The organism is Mesorhizobium sp. GW821-FHT04C10, assembly GCF_059420305.1.
The window spans coordinates 5,098,424-5,121,758 of record NZ_JBWKTL010000001.1; the positions used below are offsets into that span (position 1 = coordinate 5,098,424).

At 64.4% G+C, this 23,335-nt stretch carries 24 protein-coding genes; 9 read left to right on the top strand and 15 right to left on the bottom strand.

Going from position 1 to position 23,335, the window contains the following annotated elements; genetic code table 11:
- Nucleotides 1-106: 106 nt before the first annotated feature.
- Nucleotides 107-568: a preQ(1) synthase gene (gene queF / locus AC07UC_RS24870; RefSeq protein WP_494907716.1), complete on the top strand. Its 462-nt coding sequence runs from the start codon at nt 107-109 to the stop codon at nt 566-568.
- A gap of 8 nt (nt 569-576) precedes the next feature.
- Here the strand turns inward: queF and AC07UC_RS24875 are convergent, their stop codons facing one another.
- The 4 genes from AC07UC_RS24875 to AC07UC_RS24890 form a co-directional block, all read right to left on the bottom strand.
- Nucleotides 577-1,185 carry a hypothetical protein gene (locus tag AC07UC_RS24875; protein WP_140768084.1) on the bottom strand — a complete coding sequence of 203 codons (609 nt, stop codon included), beginning with the start codon at nt 1,183-1,185 and terminating at the stop codon, nt 577-579.
- A 4-nt stretch (nt 1,186-1,189) separates the two neighbouring features.
- Nucleotides 1,190-1,669, bottom strand: coding sequence for a DUF3828 domain-containing protein (locus AC07UC_RS24880; protein WP_494907717.1), 480 nt, complete (start codon nt 1,667-1,669; stop codon nt 1,190-1,192).
- 97 nt (nt 1,670-1,766) lie between these two features.
- Nucleotides 1,767-3,416 (bottom strand): ABC transporter substrate-binding protein, encoded by a 1,650-nt coding sequence (locus AC07UC_RS24885; protein WP_140768088.1) that lies wholly within the window; start codon nt 3,414-3,416, stop codon nt 1,767-1,769.
- 43 nt (nt 3,417-3,459) lie between these two features.
- Nucleotides 3,460-5,010: a trimethylamine methyltransferase family protein gene (locus AC07UC_RS24890; protein ID WP_494907718.1), complete on the bottom strand. Its 1,551-nt coding sequence runs from the start codon at nt 5,008-5,010 to the stop codon at nt 3,460-3,462.
- A gap of 89 nt (nt 5,011-5,099) precedes the next feature.
- Here AC07UC_RS24890 and AC07UC_RS24895 point away from each other — a divergent pair, with 89 nt between their 5' ends.
- Nucleotides 5,100-6,002, top strand: a complete 903-nt coding sequence (locus AC07UC_RS24895; protein ID WP_140768092.1) for a LysR substrate-binding domain-containing protein — start codon at nt 5,100-5,102, stop codon at nt 6,000-6,002.
- Nucleotides 6,003-6,052: 50 nt separating this feature from the next.
- Here AC07UC_RS24895 and AC07UC_RS24900 read toward each other — a convergent pair whose 3' ends face one another.
- A complete protein-coding gene (locus AC07UC_RS24900; protein WP_494907719.1) occupies nt 6,053-6,361 on the bottom strand; it encodes a putative quinol monooxygenase in 309 nt (102 codons plus the stop codon).
- A 110-nt stretch (nt 6,362-6,471) separates the two neighbouring features.
- On the opposite strand from AC07UC_RS24900, the gene AC07UC_RS24905 reads away from it, so the two are divergent.
- Together AC07UC_RS24905 and mutL are read left to right on the top strand one after the other, a co-directional pair.
- Entirely contained in the window at nt 6,472-7,434 is a 963-nt protein-coding gene (locus tag AC07UC_RS24905) for a GlxA family transcriptional regulator (protein WP_494907720.1), read from the top strand.
- Nucleotides 7,435-7,492: 58 nt separating this feature from the next.
- Nucleotides 7,493-9,382: a DNA mismatch repair endonuclease MutL gene (mutL, locus tag AC07UC_RS24910; protein ID WP_494907721.1), complete on the top strand. Its 1,890-nt coding sequence runs from the start codon at nt 7,493-7,495 to the stop codon at nt 9,380-9,382.
- A gap of 45 nt (nt 9,383-9,427) precedes the next feature.
- Here the strand turns inward: mutL and AC07UC_RS24915 are convergent, their stop codons facing one another.
- Together AC07UC_RS24915 and AC07UC_RS24920 are read right to left on the bottom strand one after the other, a co-directional pair.
- On the bottom strand, nt 9,428-10,180 hold the full coding sequence (locus AC07UC_RS24915) for a hypothetical protein (protein ID WP_494907722.1): 753 nt from the start codon (nt 10,178-10,180) through the stop codon (nt 9,428-9,430).
- Nucleotides 10,181-10,290: 110 nt separating this feature from the next.
- Nucleotides 10,291-11,184 (bottom strand): DMT family transporter, encoded by an 894-nt coding sequence (locus AC07UC_RS24920; protein ID WP_202323041.1) that lies wholly within the window; start codon nt 11,182-11,184, stop codon nt 10,291-10,293.
- 90 nt (nt 11,185-11,274) lie between these two features.
- Between AC07UC_RS24920 and AC07UC_RS24925 the strand changes: the two genes are divergently transcribed.
- Nucleotides 11,275-12,201: a LysR substrate-binding domain-containing protein gene (locus tag AC07UC_RS24925; protein ID WP_494907723.1), complete on the top strand. Its 927-nt coding sequence runs from the start codon at nt 11,275-11,277 to the stop codon at nt 12,199-12,201.
- A 37-nt stretch (nt 12,202-12,238) separates the two neighbouring features.
- On the opposite strand, the gene AC07UC_RS24930 is transcribed toward AC07UC_RS24925, so the two are convergent.
- Nucleotides 12,239-12,874, bottom strand: coding sequence for a hypothetical protein (locus tag AC07UC_RS24930; protein WP_494907724.1), 636 nt, complete (start codon nt 12,872-12,874; stop codon nt 12,239-12,241).
- 77 nt (nt 12,875-12,951) lie between these two features.
- Here AC07UC_RS24930 and AC07UC_RS24935 point away from each other — a divergent pair, with 77 nt between their 5' ends.
- Nucleotides 12,952-13,185: a DUF2093 domain-containing protein gene (locus tag AC07UC_RS24935; protein ID WP_140768105.1), complete on the top strand. Its 234-nt coding sequence runs from the start codon at nt 12,952-12,954 to the stop codon at nt 13,183-13,185.
- Nucleotides 13,186-13,233: 48 nt separating this feature from the next.
- Here AC07UC_RS24935 and lpxK read toward each other — a convergent pair whose 3' ends face one another.
- From lpxK to epmA, 7 genes are all read right to left on the bottom strand, one after another.
- Nucleotides 13,234-14,259 carry a tetraacyldisaccharide 4'-kinase gene (lpxK, locus tag AC07UC_RS24940; RefSeq protein WP_494907725.1) on the bottom strand — a complete coding sequence of 342 codons (1,026 nt, stop codon included), beginning with the start codon at nt 14,257-14,259 and terminating at the stop codon, nt 13,234-13,236.
- A 1-nt stretch (nt 14,260) separates the two neighbouring features.
- Nucleotides 14,261-15,577, bottom strand: a complete 1,317-nt coding sequence (gene waaA / locus AC07UC_RS24945) for a lipid IV(A) 3-deoxy-D-manno-octulosonic acid transferase (protein WP_140768109.1) — start codon at nt 15,575-15,577, stop codon at nt 14,261-14,263.
- Nucleotides 15,574-16,368, bottom strand: a complete 795-nt coding sequence (locus AC07UC_RS24950) for a lysophospholipid acyltransferase family protein (RefSeq protein WP_494908986.1) — start codon at nt 16,366-16,368, stop codon at nt 15,574-15,576. Before AC07UC_RS24950 ends, waaA begins: the two co-directional genes overlap by 4 nt.
- Nucleotides 16,369-16,373: 5 nt before the next feature.
- Nucleotides 16,374-16,619 (bottom strand): DUF4170 domain-containing protein, encoded by a 246-nt coding sequence (locus AC07UC_RS24955; protein WP_056562882.1) that lies wholly within the window; start codon nt 16,617-16,619, stop codon nt 16,374-16,376.
- 76 nt (nt 16,620-16,695) lie between these two features.
- On the bottom strand, nt 16,696-17,511 hold the full coding sequence (locus AC07UC_RS24960; protein WP_494907726.1) for a 3'(2'),5'-bisphosphate nucleotidase CysQ: 816 nt from the start codon (nt 17,509-17,511) through the stop codon (nt 16,696-16,698).
- Nucleotides 17,498-18,841, bottom strand: a complete 1,344-nt coding sequence (locus tag AC07UC_RS24965) for a TldD/PmbA family protein (RefSeq protein WP_494907727.1) — start codon at nt 18,839-18,841, stop codon at nt 17,498-17,500. Before AC07UC_RS24965 ends, AC07UC_RS24960 begins: the two co-directional genes overlap by 14 nt.
- A 163-nt stretch (nt 18,842-19,004) precedes the next feature.
- Nucleotides 19,005-20,051: an EF-P lysine aminoacylase EpmA gene (gene epmA, locus AC07UC_RS24970; protein ID WP_494907728.1), complete on the bottom strand. Its 1,047-nt coding sequence runs from the start codon at nt 20,049-20,051 to the stop codon at nt 19,005-19,007.
- 129 nt (nt 20,052-20,180) lie between these two features.
- Between epmA and efp the strand changes: the two genes are divergently transcribed.
- The 3 genes from efp to AC07UC_RS24985 all read left to right on the top strand — a co-directional run bounded on the left by efp (nt 20,181) and on the right by AC07UC_RS24985 (nt 23,333).
- Nucleotides 20,181-20,750, top strand: coding sequence for an elongation factor P (efp, locus tag AC07UC_RS24975; protein WP_140768118.1), 570 nt, complete (start codon nt 20,181-20,183; stop codon nt 20,748-20,750).
- Between the two features lie 317 nt (nt 20,751-21,067).
- Nucleotides 21,068-22,273 (top strand): MHYT domain-containing protein, encoded by a 1,206-nt coding sequence (locus AC07UC_RS24980; protein WP_494908987.1) that lies wholly within the window; start codon nt 21,068-21,070, stop codon nt 22,271-22,273.
- Nucleotides 22,274-22,469: 196 nt separating this feature from the next.
- Nucleotides 22,470-23,333 carry an FAD binding domain-containing protein gene (locus AC07UC_RS24985; protein ID WP_494907729.1) on the top strand — a complete coding sequence of 288 codons (864 nt, stop codon included), beginning with the start codon at nt 22,470-22,472 and terminating at the stop codon, nt 23,331-23,333.
- Nucleotides 23,334-23,335 lie beyond the last annotated feature (2 nt).

Below are 23,335 nucleotides of genomic sequence, written 5' to 3' on the forward strand. Positions count from 1 at the left end.
CATGTGCCGCTCCAGTTCCTATTTAAGCATCGGATTTATCCGAAAACCGCTGCGCACTTTCCGGTCCGATGCTAAGGAGCGGCGAAAATCGAAAGAGATCCCGCCCATGATCGATACCAAGACCCTCACCCAGCTCGGCGCCCACGTCGAGACGCCACAGAGCCCCGAACAGGCGATCCTGGAGACCGTGCCGTTTTCGCGCGGCGACGGTCCGCCGGCGATCGTGCGTTTCACCTGCCCGGAATTCACCTCGCTGTGCCCGGTGACCGGCCAGCCGGATTTCGCCCATATCGTCATCGACTACGCACCCGATGCGGCTCTGGTGGAATCGAAGTCGCTGAAGCTGTTCATGACCTCGTTTCGCAACCATGGCGCCTTCCATGAAGACTGTACCGTCATGATCGGCCGCCGCATCGTGGCGGCCACCAAGCCGCTGTGGTTGCGCATAGGCGGCTATTGGTATCCGCGCGGCGGCATTCCGATCGACGTTTTCTGGCAGACCGGCGCGCCACCCGAAGGCGCCTGGCTGCCGGACATCGGAGTGGCCCCCTATCGCGGGCGCGGCTAGTTCAGCCATCATTCGCACTGATATTGGCTGAGCGCCCATTCGCCCGTCACCGACAGCAGGTCCGATATCTTCCAGTCGCCGCCGACCTTCTTGAACTTCCATTCGAGACGGTGCTGATGGCCTTCGACGACGAAGGCGACCACCACCTTGGCTTGATCGCCGTTCACGGCCTCGATGCTCTTCAGGCTCTTGTCGATTGCGAGCTTGTCGTAGTCGGCATTGTCGAGCGCCATATTGGGGTCCAGACACTCGCCCTGCCCCGAAGCCCGCAGCGCATCGCTCTTGTCGAGCACTGTCTTGGCCGGATCGACAAAATTCTTGCGCTGGGTCGGATCGAGCTCCAGCCCGGGATGGTCGTAGAACGGCTTGACCACCGCCGTCGGCGAGCCCGGCAACACGGGCGCGGCCGGCTCGGATGGCGGCCATGCCAGAGGTGGCGTTGCCGGTTCCACCGCGTTGCCGGGTGGGTTTGCAGGCGGTGCATCGCCGCTGCCCGGCGTGGCCTGCGCCGGGGCGTTTGCCGGCGGGGCGCCGAACAGTCCCTGGGCAACAGCGCCGCTCAAACCCGCCGCCAGCAGGCACATTGCCGACAGAGCCAAGAACACGCGACGGGCCATCGCATCACTCCGGATCTTGGCCCGCCACGCATTCGAGCTGGCTCAGCGTCCAGTCGCTGGTCTTCGACGCAATGTCCGAGACCTTCCACTTTCCGCCGACCTTCTTCAGCGACCAGTTCATTTCGCGTTTTGAATCGTCTCCGTCCGAAAAAAGGCTGAAGCTCGCCACCACTTGCGCCGTATCGCCATCCACCGTCTCGGACAGTTTCAAGGTCTTGGAGACGGTCTTCTGGTCGAAATCCTGCGCATCCAGGCCAGGATCGAAGTCGATACAGGCGACCTGGTCGGGATTTTTCTTGGTCGCCTGGTCGTTGAGATCGAACAGTTTCGTCACCGGCTCGGTGAAGCGGTCCCGGTATTGTGCGTCGGCCTCGAACCTGACCGCCGGGACATAGAAGAACTTCACGGCGTCGGACGCTGGCCCCGCCAAGGCGGCCGCGGGCAAGGCTGTCGTAAGGGCGGCAAGAAGCACTGTCCGTCTCATGCAGAATCTCCGGCTTTTGATGGCTTGAAGCTATCAACACCACGCATCCTGCATATCGGCTTTTTTGCGGCTCATGAAGTCCCTGCCCGGCCTCCTTTCAGCCGTCGAGCCAGACGTTCTGGAGATCCATTTCGAAGGTCTGGTGGACCCCGTAATTCCTGACCTTCTTGTTGGTGTGGCTGAAGAGCTTCTGCCAGAACGGCTGAATGATGACGCCCGAATCCTGCAGGATCTGCTCGACGTCCTTCATCACCTCCTTGCGCTTGGCCACGTCGATCAGCGACAGCGCCTGTTTGAGCTTGGCGTCGAAGTCGGGATTGGAAAAGGCGGATTCATTCCACGCCTCGCCGGTGCGATATCCCAGCGCCAGCACCTGAACGCCGAGTGGGCGCATGTACCAGATGGTCATCGAATAGGGATATTTCGTCCAGTCGTTCCAGAAGGTCGAACCCGGCAGCACCGTGCGCTTTACCTTGATGCCGGCGTCGCGCAGCTGACCGGCGATCGCGTCGCCGGTGTTCTTCTGCCAATCGTCCTCGATGGTGATCAGCTCGTGCTCGAAGTCGGCCTGGCCGGCTTCCGCCATCAGCTTCTTGGCGCCGGCGGCGTCGCGCTCCTTCTTCGGCAGGGGATAATATTCAGGATGGATCGGGCTAACGTGGTGGTTCTCGCCGACCGTGCCGCGCCCGTTATAGCCGAGTTGCAGCACGGCGTTGTTGTCGACGGCCATCTGCAGCGCGTTGCGCACCCGTTTGTCGTCATAGGGTTTATGGGTGACATTGGTGCGGGCAACGAGTGTCGTCGCCGTCGCGACCTCGGATTTCTGCAGACCCATCTTGTCGAGAATGTCGATGAAGTCGGCGGGCGATTCGAAATTGAGGTCGATCTCGCCGGAGTCGAACGCGTTGACCGTGGCGTTGAAATCCGTGCCGTAGTCGATGAACTCGACGCCATCGAGCGGCGCCTCGCCGCCCCACCATTTGCCGTTCTCGCGGCGCTTCACCACCGCCTTCTGGCCGACATCGTAGGAGACCAGTTCGAATGGTCCCGTGCCGACCGGCTTCTTGATCGGATCGGCGCCGTCGGCGTCGAAGTTGCGGTGCACGACAAGCGCGGGATAGTCGGTGAAGTTCGGGATCAGCGAGATGTCGGGTTCGCTGAGCTTCAGCTTGACCGTGTTGTCATCGACCTTGGTGATCGCGCCATCCCTCGCCTTTCCGGTTTTTGCGTCGATCAGCGCGCCGACGCGGGCGGCCATCGAATTGCCGGCGACGCCTTTCTCGCACCAGCGCGTGACGTTGTGAACCACGTCATCGGCGTTGAAAGCATCGCCATTGTTCCAGGTGATGCCCTTGCGCACATGCAGGACGTATTCGGTGGCGTCGTCGTTGATGTCCCAGCTTTCAAGCAGCACCGGCTCGAAGGTGAACTGTCTGGTATAGCGCACCAGCGGCTCCAGCCAGCTGCGCGAGATATTGGCAAGCTCCACCCAGTCATAGGTGCGCGGGTCCTTCTGCGCCTTTACCGACATCGAGACGTGCAGCGTGCCGCCCTTCTTCGGCTCCTCGGCCAGAGCCTGCTGCGGGGCGGCAAGACCGATCATGCCATAGGCCAAGGCCGTCGATGCGCCGAAAGCGCTTGCCAGGGCCAGGAACTCACGCCGGTCCATGCGGCCCGCGCGCGCATCTTCCGCCATCGCCTCGATAGCGCTTGGGACACGATCGCCATTGCTTCTGAAGAATGTCATTTCTCTCTCCCATTGGTTCCGTCGGGTCGTTGCCCGTTCTTTCTCAACTGACGGTGTCCGGCAGCTTCTCCTCCCGCCGCGCGATCAAATCCCTGAGACCCTCGGCGATCCCCTCATCCAGCTTCGGCTCCTCATAATCGGCCAGCATGTTGCGCGCTTTCTCGCGGCCGCGTGTATCGTGATCCTTCGCCCCTTCGGCATTCCACTGCTCGTAGGAATTGAAGTCCATGATCGAGGGCATGAAGAAGGCGGACTCGAAGTGTTCGAGCGTGTGCTGGGTGCCGAGGAAATGGCCTTGCGGCCCGACCTCGCGGATCGCCGCCATCGCTTCCTTGAAATCGTCGAAGGAGAGCCCGCCTGCGTATTTGTACCAGCCGACAAGCTGTTCGCAGTCCGTGGCGAATTTCGAATAGCCGCAGGTCAGGCCCGCTTCCAGCCAGCCGGCGGAATGCCAGATGTAGTTGGCGCCGGCGAGAATGGCGGCATGCATCAGCATGTTCGATTCGTAGCCAGCCTGGGCGTCGTTCAGCTTCGAGCCGACATGGAAACCCGACGTGCGCCATGGCAGGCGATATTTCCGTGCCAAGGCGCCCATCAGGTACATCATCTGGGCGGCTTCCGGCGTGCCTCCCATCGGCGCGCCGGTCTTCATATCGACCGTGACCATGAACTGGCCGTAGATCTGCGGCGAGCCTGGGCGGATGAGCTGGGTCAGCGCCACGCCGGCAAGCGCCTCGGCGTTGACCTGCGCCACCGCGCCGACGGCGGAAGCCGAGGTCGAAGCGCCGCAGAGCGCGAAAGGCGCCAGGATCAGCGGCTGATTGTGGCTCGCGTAGACCCGCATGGCGTCGATCATGGTGGCGTCCCATACCAACGGCGAATTGCAGTTGGTGATCGCCACCAGCACAGGGTTGTCGCGTACGAACTCCTCGCCGAAGACGATGCCAGCCATCGCCATCGTGTCCTCGGCGCGCTCTTTCGACGTCACTATGCCCATGAACGGCTTGTCGGAATGCTTCAGCGCCGAGTGGATGATGTGCAGATGCCGTTTCGGCACCGCTATCTCCATCGGCTCGCAGATGACCGAACTCGAGGAATGCAGCGCCGGCGCCATGTAGGCCATTTTGTGGAAATTGTTGAGGTCGGCGAGCGTGCCGTAACGCCTGACATTGTCGAGGTCGCGGACGTAGGGCGCGCCATACATCGGCACGAAAATCGAGTTCGTGCCGCCGACGCGCACCGTGCGCTCGGGGTTGCGCGCATGGAGCGTGAACTCCGATGGAACCTTCGAGACGAGTTCCATCAGCAGCGCGCGGTCGATGCGGACACGCGTATCCCTGACATCGGCGCCGGCCGCCTTCCAGAGCTCGATCGCGCCGTCGTCGCGGAATTCGCAGCCCACTTCCTCGAGGATCTTGAGCGATTCCTCGTGGATCAGTTCCACCGCCTCGTCAGGCACGATCTCATAGGCGGGGATCTTGCGCACCAAGGTCGGAAAGGAAGCGATCGGAGCGCTTCTGAGCGCCTTGCGGCCAAGACGGCCACCGCCGCGGCGATGGGTCTGTTCGGTCAATTCGACGGCCGGTGCGTTCATGGAGCCTCCTTCTTCCCGCCACACACGTTAGCGACCCGAAATATGGCTGTGACGCTGGAAAATCCTGATCTTCTGTATAAGCTGTGCTTATGCGAAGCCTGCGCCACCTCCTGCCGTCCGCCGGCAGCCTGATCGTCTTCGAGGCAGCCGGCCGGCTGTCGAGCTTCACCGCCGCGGGACGCGAGCTCGGCATGACGCAGGCAGCCGTCTCCTATGCGGTGCGCGGACTGGAAGAACAGCTCGGCGCCAAGCTGTTCCAGCGCCGTCATCGGCAGGTCAGCCTAACGGAAGCCGGCGAACGCTTCCACGCCGATGTCTCGCTGGGCTTGTCGCACATCCGCAAGTCGGCCGAGGATCTGCGCCTGCAGGCAACCGGCGGCCATGTGACGCTCGCCGCATCGACCGCTTTCGGCTCCTTCTGGATGATGCCGCGCCTGCAGCAGTTCCGCGACGAATTGCCGGGCATTGATCTGCGCATCCAGACCGCAGACCGCGACCTCAACATCATCGCCGAGGGTATCCCGCTCGGCGTGCGCGGAGGCGTGCCCGGACAATGGCCGGACTATCATTCGATGCCGCTCTCCGACGAGGAGATCTTTCCGGTCGCGGGCCCCAGCTATCTCGCCAAGTTCGGCCTGCCCAGGACGGTCGCTGAACTGGCCGCGCACCGGCTCATCCATCTTGAGGAGCCCTATCGAGAGGCCCCCAATTGGGACGAATGGTTTGCATCCGCCGGAACCAGCCTGCGCAATGCCGAGCGCGGACTGCGCATCAATGACTATGCCCTGGTGATCCAGGCGGTCATGGAGGGGCAAGGCATCGCGCTCGGCTGGCGGCATCTCGTCGAGCGGCTCGTGGCATCCGGCCTGCTGGTGCCGGTCACCGACCATGTGATGAGGACCGGCATCGCTTTCTACGTCATCTGGCCGAAGAACCGCGACCTCAGCGAGAATGCCCGCAAGGTAAGGGATTGGCTGGTGGCGCAGGCGTGAGTTCAATGCAATCCGGTGCGTGGCCGGATTGCATTCGCAGGCTGGAGCGATCAGACCGAACCGTCATTCTTGAGGCCCAGCACGTCGACCTTGTCGATGGTCGGCGGGCCAGCGAACAGCGTTTCGGCATTGGCCATCAGCGCCTTTGCAATCTCGCCAGTGAGATGGGCCTGCCGCCCTGCCTCGTCGTGAAAGGCATCGAAGACACCGAAGACGCTTGGCGAAAGCTGCAAGGCAAACCAGATCGGTGTTCCTGCTTCCCGATTGGCCAGCTGCAGTCCGGTTTCGAGGAACGCGGCGACGTCCTTCTCCTTGCCCGGCTTGGCTTCGAAGCGTGCGAACAATGCGAGTTTGATCATTTGTCTTCTCCTCGTCGTTTGTGCGGCCGAGGCGGCCGTCGAAACAACAGTTGCAGCATCAAGTCGCAAAGCGTATTGGCAAAAATGACATCTTTGATACCATTATCGCCATGAACATTTCCGTCCTTGCGCTTGATGGCGTCTTCGACACCGGACTGGCCACGATGCTCGACGTGTTCGGCACCGCCAACGAACTGGTCGGGATGCTGGTTTCGCCGCCCGGGCGCTTCACAACGACTATCGTCGGGGTGAGCGCCTCGGTCCGCACGGCACAGGGCCTTCAAGTGCCGGTCGTCGCGATGGGCAGCCAGCCAGATCCCGATTGGCTGGTGATCCCGGCGATCGGCCAGAAGATGCCGGGCCCGCTTGCCGACGCCCTGAAACGCAGCGATATCGCCGACGCAACCAAGGCGTTGCGCGCGGCCGCCGAAACAGGCACACGCATCGGAGCTGCCTGTATCGGCACTTTCATCCTGGCGGAAACCGGCCTGCTCGACCACAGGCCGTCAACGACGACCTGGTGGCTGGCGCCGATGTTCCGGCAACTTTATCCGCGAGTGCGGCTCGATGCCGCGCGCATGCTGATCAATGACGGGCAGTTCGCAACCGCCGGAGCCGCGCTTGGCCACATCGATCTCGCTTTGATGATCATTCGCCAGACAAGCCCGGAACTCGCTGCGCTGACGGCGAAATACCTCATCGTCGACAGCCGGCCGTTGCAATCGGCCTACGCGATCTCCGACCACCTTGCCCATTCCAACCCGCTGGTCGAGCGCTTCGAACGCTGGGCGCGCGACCATCTCGCCGCCGGGTTCAATCTCGACGAAGCAGCCACTGCACTCGGCGCCAGCAAGCGCACGCTGTCGCGACGGGTCAACGAAGTGCTCGGCAAGACGCCGCTATCCTATTTTCAGGATCTGCGCGTCGAGCAGGCTGTGCATTTGTTGAAAACCACATCCGACAGCGTCGACGAGATCGCCGCGAAGGTCGGCTATAGCGAGGGGGTGACGTTGCGCAATTTGCTGCGCCGGCGGCTGCGCAAGGGTGTGCGCGAAATCCGTACCGCCAACTGATCCACCGCCAACGCAATTCTGCCTCTCCCGCGAAGCCCGAATCCGCCTATAGTGCCCCATGCCCATTCGTCAGCTTTCCGAAACGATGATCAACCAGATCGCCGCAGGCGAAGTCATCGAGCGTCCGGCAAGCGTGGTCAAGGAACTGGTCGAGAACGCGCTCGATGCCGGTGCTTCGCGCGTCGAAATCGTCACGGCAGGCGGCGGGCTGAACCTGATCCGCGTCACCGATGACGGTTCCGGCATCCCCCAGCGGGAGCTGGCGCTGGCGATTGCCCGCCACTGCACCTCCAAGCTCGCCGAGGATATCAACGACATCCGCTCGCTCGGCTTTCGCGGCGAAGCGCTGCCGTCGATCGGCTCGGTGTCGCGGCTGTCGATCCGCTCGCGCACGGCATTGAGTGACAGCGCCGCCGAAATCGGCATCGAGGGCGGCCGCGTCCTGCCCGTCAAGCCGGCGGCGGCCAATCGGGGAACCACGGTCGAGGTGCGCGACCTGTTCTTCGCCACGCCGGCGAGGCTGAAATTCATGAAAGGCGAGCGCGCCGAAAGCTCGGCGACCAGCGATGTCGTCAAGCGCATCGCCATCGCCTTCCCGGCCGTGCGGTTCACGCTGGCCGGTTCCGACCGCTCGACGCTGGAACTGCCGGCGACCGATGACAGTCCGGAAGGCAGTCTGCGCCGCGTCGCCCAGGTGATGGGGAGCGAATTTCCCGACAATTCCATTGCCATCGACGCGATGCGCGAAGGCGTGCATCTGACCGGCCATGTGTCGATCCCGTCCTTCACTCGCGCCAATGCGCTGCAGCAATATGCCTATGTCAACGGCAGGCCGGTGCGCGACAAGCTGATCGCCGGCGCCATCCGCGGCGCCTTCGCCGATGTGCTGCCGCGCGACCGCCACGCCGTAACGGTGCTGTTCCTTTCGCTCGATCCGGCCATCGTCGACGTCAATGTCCACCCGGCCAAGGCCGATGTGCGCTTCCGCGATCCGGGCCTGGTTCGCGGGCTGATCGTCGGCGCCATCCGCCAGGCCCTGGCGGACGCCGGCATCCGCTCAGCCACGACCGGAGCCGCCGGCATGATGGCGGCGTTCCGGCCGGGCGCCGCTCCCTACAATCATGGCGGCCCGGCCAACGGCCATCGCTCCTACGAAGCGGCATTCCACGCATCCGGCTCCACCGGTTTCGACCCCTCGCGCTCGCCACAGCGGCCGCTCGACATGCAATTCGAAGGCTCTGGCTTTGAACGCGCCGGCGCAAGGCATGGCGGCTTTGGGGAACCCGGCCAGGCCGCTTTCGATACCGGCCCGCTTGCCAGCGCCGATGCGCGCGCCGGGCAGAGCGAGGCGGCGGAGACGCTGCTTGGCGCGGTGCTGGGTGCCGCACGCGCCCAGGTGCACGAGAACTACATCGTTGCCCAGACCAGGGATTCGCTCGTCATCGTCGACCAGCACGCGGCGCATGAGCGGCTGGTTTACGAAGCGCTGAAGAACGCCCTGCATTCGCGCCCCGTGCCTTCGCAGATGCTGCTCCTGCCAGAAATCATCGATCTGCCGGAAGAAGATGCCGAGCGGCTCGCCATGCATGCTGAAACATTGGCCCGCTTCGGCCTCGGCATTGAGCGTTTCGGCCCGGGCGCCGTTGCCGTGCGCGAGACGCCATCGATGCTTGGCGAGACCAATGTCCCGCAATTGGTGCGCGATCTCGCCGACGAGATCGCCGATAATGACACGGTCGAAACGCTAAAAGAACGGCTGGACAAGATCGCCGCCACCATGGCCTGCCACGGCTCGGTGCGTTCCGGCCGGCTGCTCAAGGCCGAGGAGATGAACGCGCTGCTGCGCCAGATGGAGGCGACGCCGGGTTCGGGCACGTGCAACCATGGCCGCCCGACCTATATCGAGCTCAAGCTGGCGGATATCGAGCGGTTGTTCGGGCGGCGGTGAGCAGTTCGCCCGGGCACAGAAGCCGGAGCGAATAAAGCGGGCCACTCAGTGCACCAAGCGGTGATACTTCCCGGTTTTGAAAGAGAGGCCATACTCTGCCGTATAGCCCCCGTTTCCACCGCGAAAATTCACGAAAATGATCTCTTCATCCTGCTTCTGAACGTTCATATAGATGGGCGTCATCAACATGCCTGCATTGCAGTCATCGTCGTCGAACCGGATGCTCTGAACGGCTTTCCTTGTCTTCTTGCTGATGACCTGCAGTTTGGTCATGCAGATGCCGGCGTCGGTTTTGGTGAAGATACCGGCAAATCGATGGGCGGCCGTCTGCGTCCAAAAGGGAATCTCGACGATTCCATTGATCTTGCCCTCGGCCGTATCGTCGAGGCCCGCAACCTGCTTAAGCACGACCGGGAGCGTATCCGCTCCCTTTACCCAGAACCCCGTCGCGCCACTTTCGCTGATGTCGAGCGAAAGCGGGCATCCCGTGGTGTCGACGGGCGTCTTTGATCCCACCACCAGCACGCGATCCAATTCCTTGTCGTCCGCGATCTCACAAAGCGTGAGTTTGGTTCCTTCGGCTTTGCCGTAGAGCGCGATCGGGCTCTGCTTGGCATCATAGAAGTAGCTTCCCTCGACCGTGATCCCGCTGCCGAAGCCGTCATATCTCTGCAGCGACAGATGAACCGGGCTCGGTCCGATAGAGCCTTCGAAATTCTTTACCTGATACCAACCCGCGGCAGCTTGCCCGGTCAGCGCCAACAGGCAGAAAACCACCGATATGAAAAGTCTTCCCATTCCGTCCCCCAGCCAAGGCAGCCCACCATAGCTGCGCTTCCGCGGGGTGTCTGCATGCTGGCGAAAAAAGGTTTTTGGTTTGAATCCGCAAACGCCTCCAACCTTCTGTTTTACCTCTTCAAATTCACCACGATGACGCCGCCGAGCGCCAGCACGCCGCCGAGGATGCCGAGCAGCGTCGGCACTTCGCCCAACCAGAAGAAACCGATCAGGGCGGACATGGGCGAGACCAGGTAGAGAAAGTTCGATGCACGCGCCGCCGGCAGGCGCGACAGGGCCGTCGCCCAGGCCGCATAGGCGATCAGGCTCGGCACGATGCCGAGATAGATGACGGCGCCGAGGCCGGCTGTGTTGGCGACAGCCGCCTGCTGGAAAGCGGCGGGCAGGAAAGGTGCCAGGCAGAGCGCGCCGAGCACCATGTTGGACGCCGCGATGGTCAGCGGATGGTGGCGGGCAAACAGCGGCTTCTGGACGATGGTGTTGACGGCCGAGCAGAGCGCGGAGCCGAGCACCAGCAGTGCGCCGGCATTGAAGTGCAAGCCATGGCCGTCGGCCACGGCGATGATGCCGATGCCGGCGAAGGAGATGGCCGTGCCAAGCCAGGCCAGACGCGAGAAACGCTCGCCGAGAAGCGCCATCGCCATGATGGCGGTGAAGATCGGGCTGACATTGATGATGAAGCCGGCGGCGCCCGCCGAGACGGTCAGTTCGCCGAAATTGAGCATCGCCGTATAGAGCGCGACGAAAATGGCGCCGCCAAAGGCGAAGCGCCACAATTCGCCAACTCTGGGCAGCGCCGGGCGCTTGACCGCAAGGAAGATCGCCGCCGGCACCGCGGCGATGGCAAAGCGCAGGGCGCCAAGCTCCAGCGGCTGGAAGGCGGCAAGGCCGGCACGGATCGCCGGAAAGGCCGACGCCCAGCCGACAACCGTCAACGCCACGGCGACGGCGGCCGTGGTGTCCATCCGCTGTGTCTGATTCAACGTGCCCGTCATTGCGCTCATCTCACTGTCCTCGTGTTGCCCGTCCTGAAAGCCACAAAACGCCCTTTCCCGCTTGTTGACAAACGACCAAATCGAGGATCACCTGTGACTATGGATCACAGCTCAGACGCAATGGTGCCGCTCGAAACCCTGCGTGCCTTCGATGCGGCGGCCCGGACAGGCAGTTTTTCGGCGGCGGCCGAAAAACTCAACATCACCCATGGCGCGGTCAGCCGGCAGATCGCCAAGCTCGAGGACTGGCTGGGGCTGAAGGTGTTCGATCGCGGTGCGCGCGGGGTGACGCTGACGATCGAAGGCAACCGGCTGCATCTGCGCACGTCCGAAGCTTTCGCGCTGATATCGACCCATTCCGACCGCTGGGTCGAGCCGCGCGGCACGGCGGTAGTGCGGCTGACCTCGATCCCCTCGGTGAGCGGGCTGTGGCTGATGCCACGCATGGCGGCCCTGGAGAACAATCCCACCAAGCTGCGCATCGTGCTCGATGTCGACATCCGCCAGGCCGACCTTGCCGATGAAGGCATCGATCTGTCGATCCGTTGCGGCCGCGGCGGCATTCCGGGCCGCGTCTCGGTGAAACTTTTCGAGGAGCATGTCTTCCCTGTCGCCTCGCCGGAGCTTGCACGCGAGATCGGCCGCGGCGACCCGGCCCGGCTGCTCAAATTCCCACTGATCAACGATTCCGACGCCTCAGGCTGGCGCGCCTGGTTCGCGGCACAAGGCATGGATTACCGTCCGCGTCCGCAGGACCGGCGCTTCGAGGACTATAATCTGGTGCTGGACGCCGCCGCCTACGGGCTCGGCATCGCATTGGCACGTCCGCCGCTGACCGGGCATCAGCTGAAATCGGGCCGCATCATCGCGGTCGAAGAGCGCACCGCGCTCAATCCGGTGTCCTACTGGCTCGACCGGCCAATGGGACGGCCACGCACGGCCGCGGCCGATCTCGCCCGCCGCATCGCGCAGCAGGCCGGATTGGCGCCGGAGAAGATCGAAGCGTTTATCGAGGCGGAACGATAGGCCTCCAGGCCGGTAGACCCGTCAACCGGTTCGCAACTCAGCGAAGCAGCAACAGAACAAACCCGAAAATCACGGTTGCCAATAGACCGGTCATGATCGAAACAAAACCGATCCTCACCAGCATGCGCTCGGGGTTCGGCGCCACACCACGGGATTGATTGCCAGGCCTTCCGTGTCCCGCCGGTGTACCCAGGGCGGCTGCGTTTTTCGGGACCGGAACCTGCGGCGGGATAAACGACAGCAAGGACACTCCCGCAGCCCTGACGGGAGCGTTGTCATTGGCGGTTGCCGTGGGTGGCAAGGCGCCTCGCTGCGTTTCGGTTTGCGGCGCCGCTTTCCTGGCCACGACGGTTGCCAACGCCGCCTCATCCCTCGTCTCGATCTGGGCCTGATAGGCCTCGACGATACCGGCCGACGCAATCTGCTGCGATTTGACGGCCATTGGCGCGGCGGGCATTGCCAACAGGGCCGGCGCCGTACGTTCCGCGAACAGGGAAGGCGCCGGGGGCTGGACCAGTTCCCTGACCAGGGCCGTCCTGACCGGATCTGCCTTTGCCAACGGCACGGGTTGCGGCGTCATCGCCTCCTTGAGCAAGGAAGCCAGGCGGGCGGAAGAAATATCCATCATGCCCCCGATAAAAGCGCTTTTCAGCCTCTCATAGCGCCTCAGCATTGTCCGAGGCTTGTCGCCAGCTTGACCTGACCGGAGATTTGTGGCGATGAAATCTCCATGAACCTCGGCACCACCGCATGATGAACCGTTTCGAAGGCCCGGGCGGCAAGGAAGCCCGCATCCGCTACCTCGATGGCGATTTCCAGGTCACCAGCCCCGGCTCGTTCGTGCGCTGCGCCGTGACCGGGGAAAACATCCCATTGGATGAACTGAAATACTGGAGCGTCGCCAGGCAGGAGCCCTACGTCAGCGCCGCCGCCTCGCTGCGCCGCGAAATCGAAGCGCATCCGGAGCTGCGCAGCCGGCGCTGAGCAGGTGGAAGCACCTCTGAGTTCGTCATGGGCGACGCCAATCGCGCCTTACCCTCTCAGCTTGCGCTGCCGCCAGGCATCGAGCGTTTCCTCGATGATGCGTTCAGGCACGTGGTCAAGCTCGAAAACCGTGTCGATTTCCAGCACGTCGAGACCATCGAGAAAGCCTTGCGGGGCGCCGTGACGCAACCGGGCGGCGTCCTTGGCGGTGGTGATGAGGCCGAGACCTTCGGTGCGTGCCGTCGCCACCAGTTCGGCAAGCTCGTCCTCGGCGTAGAAATGATGGTCCGGAAAGGGCTTTGAAAGAACCACCTCGCCGCCGGCCTCGCGTACCGTGTCGAAGAATTTGTCGGGATGGCCGATGCCGGCGAAGGCGAGGAAGCGCTTGCCGGCAAGCCCTGTCTTGCTGCTGGGCTGCGTATGGGCCTCGAAGATCGGCCGGCCGGCGCGCGCCGCCTGGCGCACCACGGCGTCGGCGGCGGTGCCCTCGCCCATCTTCAACAGCCCGCTGGTGAAGACCAGCTGGTCGACGATTTTGGCCCGAAGCGGGCCGCCAGGGATAACGCGGCCATTGCCGATGCCGTAGCGGGCATCGACGACGACCAGCGCGTAGTCGATATGGATGCGCGCGCTCTGAAAGCCGTCGTCCATGATCAGGAAATCGCAGCCGTGCCTTTCCAGCAGCAGCCGGGCGCCGGCGGCGCGGTTCGGCGTCACGGCCACCGGCGCGTGTTCGGCCAATAACAGCGGCTCGTCGCCAACATGCCTGGCGCTGTCATGGCTGATATCGACGACATGCGGTTCGGCGAAGGAGCCGCCATGGCCGCGCGACAGGAAACCGGGCTTCAGCCGCATGCGCCTGGCCTGTTCGGCGAGTGCGATGGCGACCGGCGTCTTGCCCGTGCCGCCAACGGTGAAATTACCGACGCACAGAACCGGCGCCTCGATCTTCTCGCGCCGGGCCCGCCGCATGCCACGGCCGGCGACGAGCGCATAGACGGCCGACAGCGGCGACAGCGCCAGGACTTTCCAGTCCGGCTCTTCCCACCAGAATGGTGGTGCTTCGGAGGCCACCTTAACGCCCGTTCGCGCCCTTCAGGCGCGACTTGACAACCAGCGGCTGGATATAGGGTTCGAGCGATTTCAGCGTGCGCGCCAGCGCGCCGCGCATCTCATCGACGGTCGCTACCCCTGCTGCCATCATCTCATGGCGCGCCACTTCGTTGGTCAAAAGGAAGTTGACGGCGCCGGCCAGCATGTCGCGATCGCGCACCAGCTTGGCGCCGCCGCTGTCGATCAGGCGCTGATAGGCCTCGCGAAAATTCTGTACATTGCGGCCGGCAAGAACCGCGGTGTCGAGCATGGCCGGTTCGAGCGGATTCTGGCCGCCCTCGGAGGTCAGCGAACGGCCGACGAAGGCGATCTCGGTCAACCGGAGATAGAGCCCCATCTCGCCGATCGTATCGCCGAGCAGGATATCGGTGTCGGGTCCGATACGATCGCCCTTGCTGCGCCGCGCGACCTTCAGCCCCATGCCCGAAATCTGCGCGGCAAGGGCCTCGGCGCGATCGGGATGGCGCGGCACGACGATGGTCAGCAGGCCGTGGTGGCGCTTGTGCAGCGTGGCGTGGACCTCCGCCGCGACCACTTCCTCGCCATCATGGGTCGAGATCGCCGCCCAGGTCGGACGGCCGCCGATCTGCCGCTGCAAGGTGGCCAGCGCGCGTTGGTCAACCGGGGGCGGATTGGTGTCGACCTTGAGGTTGCCCGAGACCGTGACCGGCCGGGCACCCAGCGCGCGGAAACGCTCGCCGTCGACATCCGACTGGGCAACGACATGGGCAAGGTTCTCAAACAGCGCCTCGGCGATGTTGGCGCGCTTTTTCCAGGAGCTGAACGAGCGGTCGGAAAGCCTGCCATTGACCAGAACCTGCGGCACATGGCGCGCGCCAAGCTCGAGGATGGTCATCGGCCAGATCTCGGATTCGGCGATGATCGCCAGGTCCGGCCGCCAGTGATCGAGGAAGCGGCTGACCGCCGGCTTCAGGTCGAGCGGCACATATTGGTGGATGATGCGGTCGCCGAGCCGCTCGTCGGCAACCTGGGCCGATGTCACTGTGCCGGTCGTCAGCACGATGTTGACGCCATAGTCGAGAATGCTCTCGACCAGGGGCACGACGGCTATGGTTTCGCCGACGCTCGCGGCATGGATCCAGATAACAGGCCCTTCGGGGCGAGGACGCCCAGCGACGCCGTAGCGCTCGCGGCGGCGGTTGCGGTCTTCCTTGCCGCGCGAAGTGCGCCACGCGACATACGGTCCGACCAGCGGATAGGCCGCGGCACCTGCGAAACGGTATGCCCCCAGCATGGCGCGCGCCCAGCGGCCACTCATCGCCGGCCATCCACGAGACGGTAGGCCTCGGCGGTGGCGGCGTTGAGCGCGGTCGTGACTTCCTGGCGCTTGCGCTCCATTTCGGCGTCATCGGCGTCCGCCGCCACAAAGATCGGCTCGCCGATGGTCACCGCGGAACGGCCGAACGGCAGGTTGATGGTGGTCTTGTCCCAGCTTCTTTCCAGCACCTTGCGGCGGCTGGTGGCAATGGCGACAGGCAGGAGTGGCCGGCCCGAGAGGCGCGCCAGGAGAACGATGCCGAGCCCTGCGTCGCGCGGCGTGCCGTGGGGAATGTCTGCAATCATGGCGACGTTCTTGCCAGCCGTGAGCGACTTTTTGAGGGCGATCAAGGCCTTGGCCCCGCCCTTGTCGAGATGCCTTGCATTGTCACGGCCGCCCGAACCGCGCACCGCCTCGATGCCGAATTTCTCCAGCATCAGCGCGTTGAGCTCGGCATCGGCGCTGCGCGACACCATGGCGACCAGCGGCTTGCGCTTCGGATAATAGGCCGGCGTCAAAAGATGCTGGCCGTGCCACAAGGCGATGATGCCGGGCTCGAATTCGGCGTAGGCGCCGCCCGAAAAGCGCGCCGATCCGGCGACCAGTGGGCTGGTCAGGCGAACCAGGCGCACGAATTGGGCGAGCAGGCTGGCAACGGCGTTCTTGACGAATCGCGATTGCGCGAGCGGTTCGCGTATCTTGCGCCAGAAGGTCTTGGTCGTACGGCGGCTGCCGCCCCTGCCCTTGGGCGCGGCGTCGCTGGCTGGCCCTTTCGCCAGGTCCTGCTCCATCGAAGTCAACCGGCGTCCTTGCTGTCGGGATCCAGCAGGCGGTGCAGATGAACGACGAAATAACGCATATGGGCATTGTCCACGCTGGCTTGCGCCTTGGCTTTCCACGCTGTGTGCGCGGATTGATAGTCTGGATAGATGCCGACAATGTCGAGCCCATCGAGATCGCGAAACTCGGTACCCCCAAGTTTCTTCAGTTCGCCGCCGAACACCAGATGCAAAAGCTGTTTCTTACCGTCTTCCGCGGTCATGTCGGTCCTTCACATATTGTGAGTTTGTGACAGGTCTAGACCAAAGCCGCCGACTTTGGAACCTTCGAAAATGCTTTCACGCATCCAGCCCGGCGATGACATCGACGAGCACCGCCAGCAATTCACCGCTGCCGGCGGCGAGCGCGCCGTGGCGGGTCACCTCGCCGGCATAGAGCGGCGCGCGGCCATTCGGGTCAAGCAAGCGGCCGCCGGCCTCGCGCAGGATGAGATCGGCGGCGGCAATGTCCCAGTCATGCGCGTTCGGCTTGACGAAGGTGGCGTCGAGCGTGCCGTTGGCGATCATAGCCAGGCGATAGGCAAGCGATGGGCTGTAGGGCGCCCGTGTCAGCCGCTTCTGCCAGCCGGCCGGCACCAGGTCGATCAACTGCTTCAACCCAGATATCTCAGCCTTGTCGCCAAGCGCGCGCACGGCGATGCGCTTGCCGTTGCGGAACGCGCCCTGGCCGGGCAGCGCCCAGTAGGTCTCGTCCATTGCCGGGCATTCGAGCACGCCGGCGAGCGTGCGGCCCTGCTCGACGACGGCGACGCTGACGCACCAGGTGCGCTGGCCCTCCAGGAAGCCGCGCGTGCCGTCGATCGGATCGACGACGAAGGTGCGGCGCGCCGAAAGCCGTGCCGGATCGTCAACCGTCTCTTCCGACAGCCAGCCATAATCCGGCCGCGCCGCCAGCAGGGTGCGGCGCAGATAGGCATCGGCCGCATGATCGGCTTCGCTGACCGGCGAGGTGCCGCCCTTCATCCAGACTTGCGGGCTGTTGCCGAAATAGCGCATGGCGATGAGGCCCGCTTCGCGGGCGGCATCCTGCAGCAGCGGCAGATCCCCAGCGGCGTCAGAAGGGGCACCGGCGGTGGTCAGCTCAGGCTCCGGCAAGGGTCATGCCTTCGATCAGGAGCGTCGGCGCCGCGGTGCCGAAATTGCGGTCGAGGTCGCTTGCCGGCACCATGTTGAGGAACATCGTCTTCAGGTTGGAGGCGATGGTGACTTCGGCGACCGGATAGGCCAGTTCGCCATTCTCGATCCAGAAACCGGAAGCGCCTCGGCTGTATTCGCCGGTGATCATGTCGACACCCTGGCCAAACACTTCGGTGACATAGAAACCGGTCTTGAGCGACTTGATCAGATCCTCGGGTGAGCGCTCGCCCGGCTCGATGGCGAGATTGGTTGAGGACGGCGAAACGGAGGAGCCGCTGCGCGATCCGCGCCCGTTGGTGATCAGTCCCAGTTCGCGCGCCGCCGAAGTCGACAGGAACCAGTGGTTGAGCACGCCCTTCTCGATCATGAGAAGCTTTTCGCCCTCGACGCCTTCGCCGTCGAAGGGACGCGAGGCCTGGCCACGCGGCCTGAGCGGCTCGTCGGTGACCGTGATCGCGGATGCGGCAACCTGCTTGCCCATCATATCACGCAGGAACGAGGTCTTGCGCGCGACGGAGGCGCCATTGATGGCACCGGCAAGATGGCCGGCGATGCCGCGCGCCACGCGCGGATCGAACACCACGTCGACCGGCCCGGTCGCCGCCTTGCGCGCCCCAAGCCGGCGTACCGCGCGCTCGCCGGCCTTGCGGCCGATATCCGCCGGCGCATCGAGATCGGCAAAATGCTGGCGCGAGGAGAATTCATAGTCGCGCTCCATGCCGGTGCCTTCGCCGGCGATGACGCTGGCCGAGCGCGAGAAACGCGAGCCGACATAGTGGCCAAGGAACCCGTGCGAGGTGGCCAGCACCAGGCCGCCAAGACCCGCGCCGGCGCTGGCGCCGGCCGAATTGGTCACGCCCTTGACGGCAAGCGCTGCCTCTTCCGCCGCAAGGGCCGCTTCCTTCAACTGGTCGGCGGACACTTCGGTGGCATCGAACAGGTCGAGATCGCGCGTTTGCCTTGCCAGCAGCGCCGGATCGGCCAGCCCCTGATAGGGGTCCTCGGGCGAGACCTTCGCCATGGCCACAGCGCGCTCGGCAAGCGCTGCCGGGTCGGACGCAGCGGTGGCCGAGACACTCGCCACTCGCTGACCGACGAAGACGCGCAACGAAACGTCCTCGGCCTCAGACGATTCGGTGGCCTCGACCTTGCCGAGCCGCACCGACACGCCGGTGGATCGGCCGCGCACGGCCACAGCGTCGGCTGCATCGGCGCCTGCCTTCTTGGCGGCCTCGACTAGCGCCGCGACGCGGTCGGTCAGTTTTGCTGCATCTGATGTATCGGCCATGCCCAGGATCCTGCTGCTACGGCCAGCCCATGGCCGCCGCCCACCATCTATTGTTCCAATCCGGCTTGTGCAATGGCGAAGGCCGGAATCAGTGGATCGATTGCAGGTGTCCGCGCCAGCTTCCTGGCGGGCAGATCAAGGGCAAGGCCGGTGGCTGACCGGTTCACGGCTCCGCCACGGGCGTCCAGATCACATCCTCGATCTTCCGGGCACCGGTCGCCAGCATCGCCAGCCGGTCGAAACCGAGCGCGATGCCGCTGGCCTGCGGCATGATGGCAAGGGCGGCGAGAAAATCCTCGTCCAGCGGGTAACGTTCGCCATAGATGCGCTCCTTCTCGTCCATCTCGAGGATGAAGCGCCGACGCTGCTCTTCGGCATCGGTCAGTTCGCCAAAGCCATTGGCGAGCTCGACGCCGCAACAGTAGAGCTCGAAGCGCTCGGCGACGCGGGCGTCGCGCGGGCTTGGCCGCGCCAGCGCCGCCTCGGCGACTGGATACTCGCACAGGATGGTGGCGGAGCCGATGCCCAGGTTGGGCTCGATCTTTTCCACCATCACCCGGCTGAACAGGTCGGCCCAGCTGTCGTCAGGCGCGGTTCGCAGGCCGGCCTTGGTCAAGGCGGCGTAAAGCGCGTGCCGGTCCGTGCCGCCATCGGCGGCGACGGTGGCCAGCAAATCGATGCCGGCATGGCGGGTGAAGGCATCCGCCACCGTCAGCCGTTCGGGCTCGCCCAACGGATCGCAGTCACGGCCCCGGAAGGAAAAGCGCGTCGCCCCTGCCCTCGTCGCGGCCAGCGCCAGCAGATCGGCGCAATCGCGCATCAGGCTCTCATAGGTCTCGCCCGCCCGGTACCATTCGAGCATGGTGAATTCGGGATGGTGCAAGGGGCCGCGTTCGCGATTGCGGTAGACCGGACCCAGGCTGAAAATCCTGACCTCACCGGCGGCGAGCAGCTTCTTGCAGGCGAATTCCGGCGAGGTGTGGAGATAGAGCGGCGAGCGCGCGCCATCCGGGCCGACCGCTTCCGTGGCGAAAGCCGCCAGATGCGCCTCGTTGCCGGGCGAGACCTGCAAGGCCGATGTTTCCACCTCGATGAAATCGTTGCGGGCAAACCAGTCGCGCAGCGCGGCCATCAGGCCATTGCGCAGCATCAGGCGCGGGCGGCGGTCGGCGTGGACATGCGGCGTCCACCAGGGTGAAGCGGCGGTCATGAGCGGACTGAAGGCGTGCTGGTGCAGGCCATGTCAGTTTGCAGCGGGGGCTGGCGGTTCGCGCCAAGATGCGCTACCAGCGCCGCACAAGCCGGCAAACGCCCGTCAACTCTCGCAGGATTTAAAACCGTGGTGAAAGTCATCGCCAGTTCGCTCCGCAAAGGCAATGTCGTCGACAAGGACGGCAAGCTTTATGTGATCCTCTTTGCCGAAAACATCCACCCAGGCAAGGGCACGCCCGTGACGCAGCTCGACATGCGCCGCATCGGCGACGGGGTTAAGGTTTCGGAGCGCTACCGCACCACCGAACAGGTGGAGCGCGCCTATGTCGAGGAGCGCGAGCACACCTTCCTCTACGCCGACGGCGAAGGCTATCACTTCATGAACCCGGAGACCTACGACCAGGTGGCGGTGACGGAAGCCGTGGTCGGCGACGCCGCCCCCTATCTGCAGGAAGGCATGCCGGTACAGGTCTCGCAGTTCAACGGCATCGCGATCGCCCTGGTGCTGCCGCAGCGCGCCACCTTCGAAGTGGTCGAGACGGAGCCGACGACCAAGGGCCAGACGGCCTCGTCCTCCTACAAGCCCGCCGTGCTCTCCAACGGCGTTCGCACCACCGTGCCGCCGCACATCGCGCCGGGCACCCGCGTGGTGGTGATGACAGCCGATGGGGCTTATGTGGAGCGCGCGAAGGACTAGAGCGTTTCACCGTTTCACGGAAATGGCGAAACGCTCTATCTCTTTGTTTTGACGCATTTCCCAAGGGAAAGCGCTACGCGCTTTTGCCGGGAAAACCGCTCACACTTTTCCTGGAATTGCTCTAGGCCCGCGCCAGAGCACGTCTTGTGATGGCCTGGCGCCCTATGGCGCAAGGCTTGGCAATTCGTTGCGCTCACTGACGCGGCGACTGCTGGAATACGGCCGACAGCCGCATTGCAAATAGGGCCTTCGGATGTAAACTATCACTCGGGAGAAGGTGCGCGGACAGGTGGATGTCTCGCGGGCCCAGTACCGAGATGTTCGTAGGGCATAACCCCTACCTGGTCGCGCTCTCGGTGGTGATCGCGATCCTGGGAGGATACACAGGTTTCGGGCTCGCAGCCCGCGTGCGCGGTACCGCCGGTGCCGGGCGTAGGCTTTTGCTTGCCGGCGCGGCCTTTTTCCTGGCGGTCGGTATCTGGACCATGCACTTCGTCGGTGTGCTGGCGGCACCGCTCCCGAGCGACGCCGTCTATCTCGTCCTGCCGACCATCGTCTCCTTCCTGATCTGCGCCCTCGTCGTCGGCGTTTCGCTGTTCTTCGTCTCGGTGGGCGAGCCCTCGGACGGCCGTGTCATGGCGTCGGCGCTGTTGCTCGGGGCCGGTATCGTGTCGATGCATTATGTCGGCATCCACGGCCTGGCCGGCGCCTTCCGCGTCGAGCACGAGCGCGCCATGGTGCTGATGGCGGTGCTGATCGCTGTCGGTACGGCCTATGGCGGCCTGCGCGTGTTCCTGGCGCGCCATGTCGGCAGGCGCCTGGCGCTCAGCGCGGCGGCTTTCGGGGTTGCGGTTTCCGGCATGCATTACACCGCCATGTACGGCATGCGCTTCGTGCCGGCACCGGCTCTCGACCACGCCTCGGACGGCCTCATCGCCTCGCCGCAGGTGCTGTCCTTGATCGTCTCGCTTCTGTGCTTCCTGATCGTCGCCGGCTTTCTGCTGTTCCTCGTCCCCGAGCCGCGCCCTCGCGTTTCGGTCGCGTCCGGCGCGGCCGATGGGCAGGATTTCGATGCCGCGGAAAGCACCGGACCCGAGGGAAGCGGTTTCGACCTCATGGGCCTGCAGGCGCAACGGAATTTGCCGCTGCGAGGACTGGGACAACCGCGTATCACCGCCGCGACGCGACTACCCGTTGAGGGCAGCGACGGCACGCATTTCATCGATGTTGGAGAGATCCGCAGCGTCAAGGCGGACGCCCACTACACGCTCGTCCATGACGGCAATCGCGAACGCATGTGTCCATGGGCGATTTCGCAGGCCGAAACGCAGCTCGATCCAGCCACCTTTATCCGAGTCCACCGCAGTCATATCGTCTCGATCCCGCACGTCACGATGATCCGCAAGGAGGGGGACGGCGCCGTGGTGGAACTCGACGGCGTCGTACCGCACCTTGTGCCGGTTAGCCGTGCCAAGATCGCCGAACTCAGGGCGAGGCTGGGCCTGATCCGACGCGCCACCTGACCACCTCCCCGGCATAGGTCACGATGACTGACGCAATTCGTGCGGAATTTACCGCATTTCGTGCCTTTCCGCGCTCTTCGTGACGCCTGAAGGCCGCATGTCTTGCGCATGCCGGACAGCGGGAACAGCCTCCCCCACCAGATTATTCGTGACCGGAACCGCATCCGAGTTCCGGCTCGAGGGAGGATAGACCGACATGATTCCAGGACCTTTCAGCTATCACCGCCCCGCGAGCGTCGCCGGTGCGATCAAGCTGCTCGCCGACCTTGGCGAGGAGGCGCGGCCGCTGGCGGGCGGCCACAGCCTGATCCCGATGATGAAACTCAGGCTTGCGACGCCCGACCATCTGATCGACCTGCATGGAATAGATGACCTCAAGGGTATCAGACGCGATGGCGACCGTATCGTCATCGGCGCCATGACCACCCAGCACGACCTGCTCGCCTCGGACGTGATCGCATCCTCCCTGCCGGTCCTGCACGAGACGGCGCTGATGATCGCCGACCCGCAGGTGCGCTATCGCGGCACCATCGGCGGCAATGTCGCCAATGGCGACCCCGGCAACGACATGCCGGCGCTGATGATGGCGCTCGGCGCCGACTACCTATTGGAAGGTCCCGACGGCATCCGCACTGTGGCCGCACGGGAGTTCTACCAGGGCGCCTATTTCACGGCGCTCGAACCCGGCGAGATACTGACCTCGGTGTCGGTCCCGGTACCGCCGGTCGGCCATGGCTACGCCTACGAGAAGCTGAAACGCAAGATCGGCGACTATGCGACCGCCGCTGCCGCCGTGATGCTGACGATGAGCGGCGGCAAGGTCGCGACCTGCGTGATCGGGCTCACAAACCTGTCGGAGACCCCGCTGCTGGCCGAGGACGCCGCACAAGCGGTCATCGGCACCAGCCTCGACGACGCTGCCTTGAAGAGATCGGCCGAGGCGGCGGAGGCGGTGATGGAGCCTGCCGGCGACGGCAGGGGGCCGGCCGAATACAGGAAACATGTCGGCGGCATCATGGTCCAGCGGGCGTTGAAACGCGCCGCGGCCAAGGCGGCCTGAGG

Excerpts from the sequence above, each read along its gene's own strand:
- queF (WP_494907716.1), top strand. The coding sequence starts at position 107 with ATGATCGATACCAAGACCCTCACCCAGCTCGGCGCCCACGTCGAGACG.
- AC07UC_RS24875 (WP_140768084.1), bottom strand. The coding sequence starts at position 1,185 with ATGGCCCGTCGCGTGTTCTTGGCTCTGTCGGCAATGTGCCTGCTGGCG.
- AC07UC_RS24880 (WP_494907717.1), bottom strand. The coding sequence starts at position 1,669 with ATGAGACGGACAGTGCTTCTTGCCGCCCTTACGACAGCCTTGCCCGCG.
- AC07UC_RS24885 (WP_140768088.1), bottom strand. The coding sequence starts at position 3,416 with ATGACATTCTTCAGAAGCAATGGCGATCGTGTCCCAAGCGCTATCGAG.
- AC07UC_RS24890 (WP_494907718.1), bottom strand. The coding sequence starts at position 5,010 with ATGAACGCACCGGCCGTCGAATTGACCGAACAGACCCATCGCCGCGGC.
- AC07UC_RS24895 (WP_140768092.1), top strand. The coding sequence starts at position 5,100 with ATGCGAAGCCTGCGCCACCTCCTGCCGTCCGCCGGCAGCCTGATCGTC.
- AC07UC_RS24900 (WP_494907719.1), bottom strand. The coding sequence starts at position 6,361 with ATGATCAAACTCGCATTGTTCGCACGCTTCGAAGCCAAGCCGGGCAAG.
- AC07UC_RS24905 (WP_494907720.1), top strand. The coding sequence starts at position 6,472 with ATGAACATTTCCGTCCTTGCGCTTGATGGCGTCTTCGACACCGGACTG.
- mutL (WP_494907721.1), top strand. The coding sequence starts at position 7,493 with ATGCCCATTCGTCAGCTTTCCGAAACGATGATCAACCAGATCGCCGCA.
- AC07UC_RS24915 (WP_494907722.1), bottom strand. The coding sequence starts at position 10,180 with ATGGGAAGACTTTTCATATCGGTGGTTTTCTGCCTGTTGGCGCTGACC.
- AC07UC_RS24920 (WP_202323041.1), bottom strand. The coding sequence starts at position 11,184 with ATGAGCGCAATGACGGGCACGTTGAATCAGACACAGCGGATGGACACC.
- AC07UC_RS24925 (WP_494907723.1), top strand. The coding sequence starts at position 11,275 with ATGGATCACAGCTCAGACGCAATGGTGCCGCTCGAAACCCTGCGTGCC.
- AC07UC_RS24930 (WP_494907724.1), bottom strand. The coding sequence starts at position 12,874 with ATGCTGAGGCGCTATGAGAGGCTGAAAAGCGCTTTTATCGGGGGCATG.
- AC07UC_RS24935 (WP_140768105.1), top strand. The coding sequence starts at position 12,952 with ATGATGAACCGTTTCGAAGGCCCGGGCGGCAAGGAAGCCCGCATCCGC.
- waaA (WP_140768109.1), bottom strand. The coding sequence starts at position 15,577 with ATGAGTGGCCGCTGGGCGCGCGCCATGCTGGGGGCATACCGTTTCGCA.
- AC07UC_RS24950 (WP_494908986.1), bottom strand. The coding sequence starts at position 16,368 with ATGGAGCAGGACCTGGCGAAAGGGCCAGCCAGCGACGCCGCGCCCAAG.
- AC07UC_RS24955 (WP_056562882.1), bottom strand. The coding sequence starts at position 16,619 with ATGACCGCGGAAGACGGTAAGAAACAGCTTTTGCATCTGGTGTTCGGC.
- AC07UC_RS24965 (WP_494907727.1), bottom strand. The coding sequence starts at position 18,841 with ATGGCCGATACATCAGATGCAGCAAAACTGACCGACCGCGTCGCGGCG.
- epmA (WP_494907728.1), bottom strand. The coding sequence starts at position 20,051 with ATGACCGCCGCTTCACCCTGGTGGACGCCGCATGTCCACGCCGACCGC.
- AC07UC_RS24980 (WP_494908987.1), top strand. The coding sequence starts at position 21,068 with ATGTTCGTAGGGCATAACCCCTACCTGGTCGCGCTCTCGGTGGTGATC.
- AC07UC_RS24985 (WP_494907729.1), top strand. The coding sequence starts at position 22,470 with ATGATTCCAGGACCTTTCAGCTATCACCGCCCCGCGAGCGTCGCCGGT.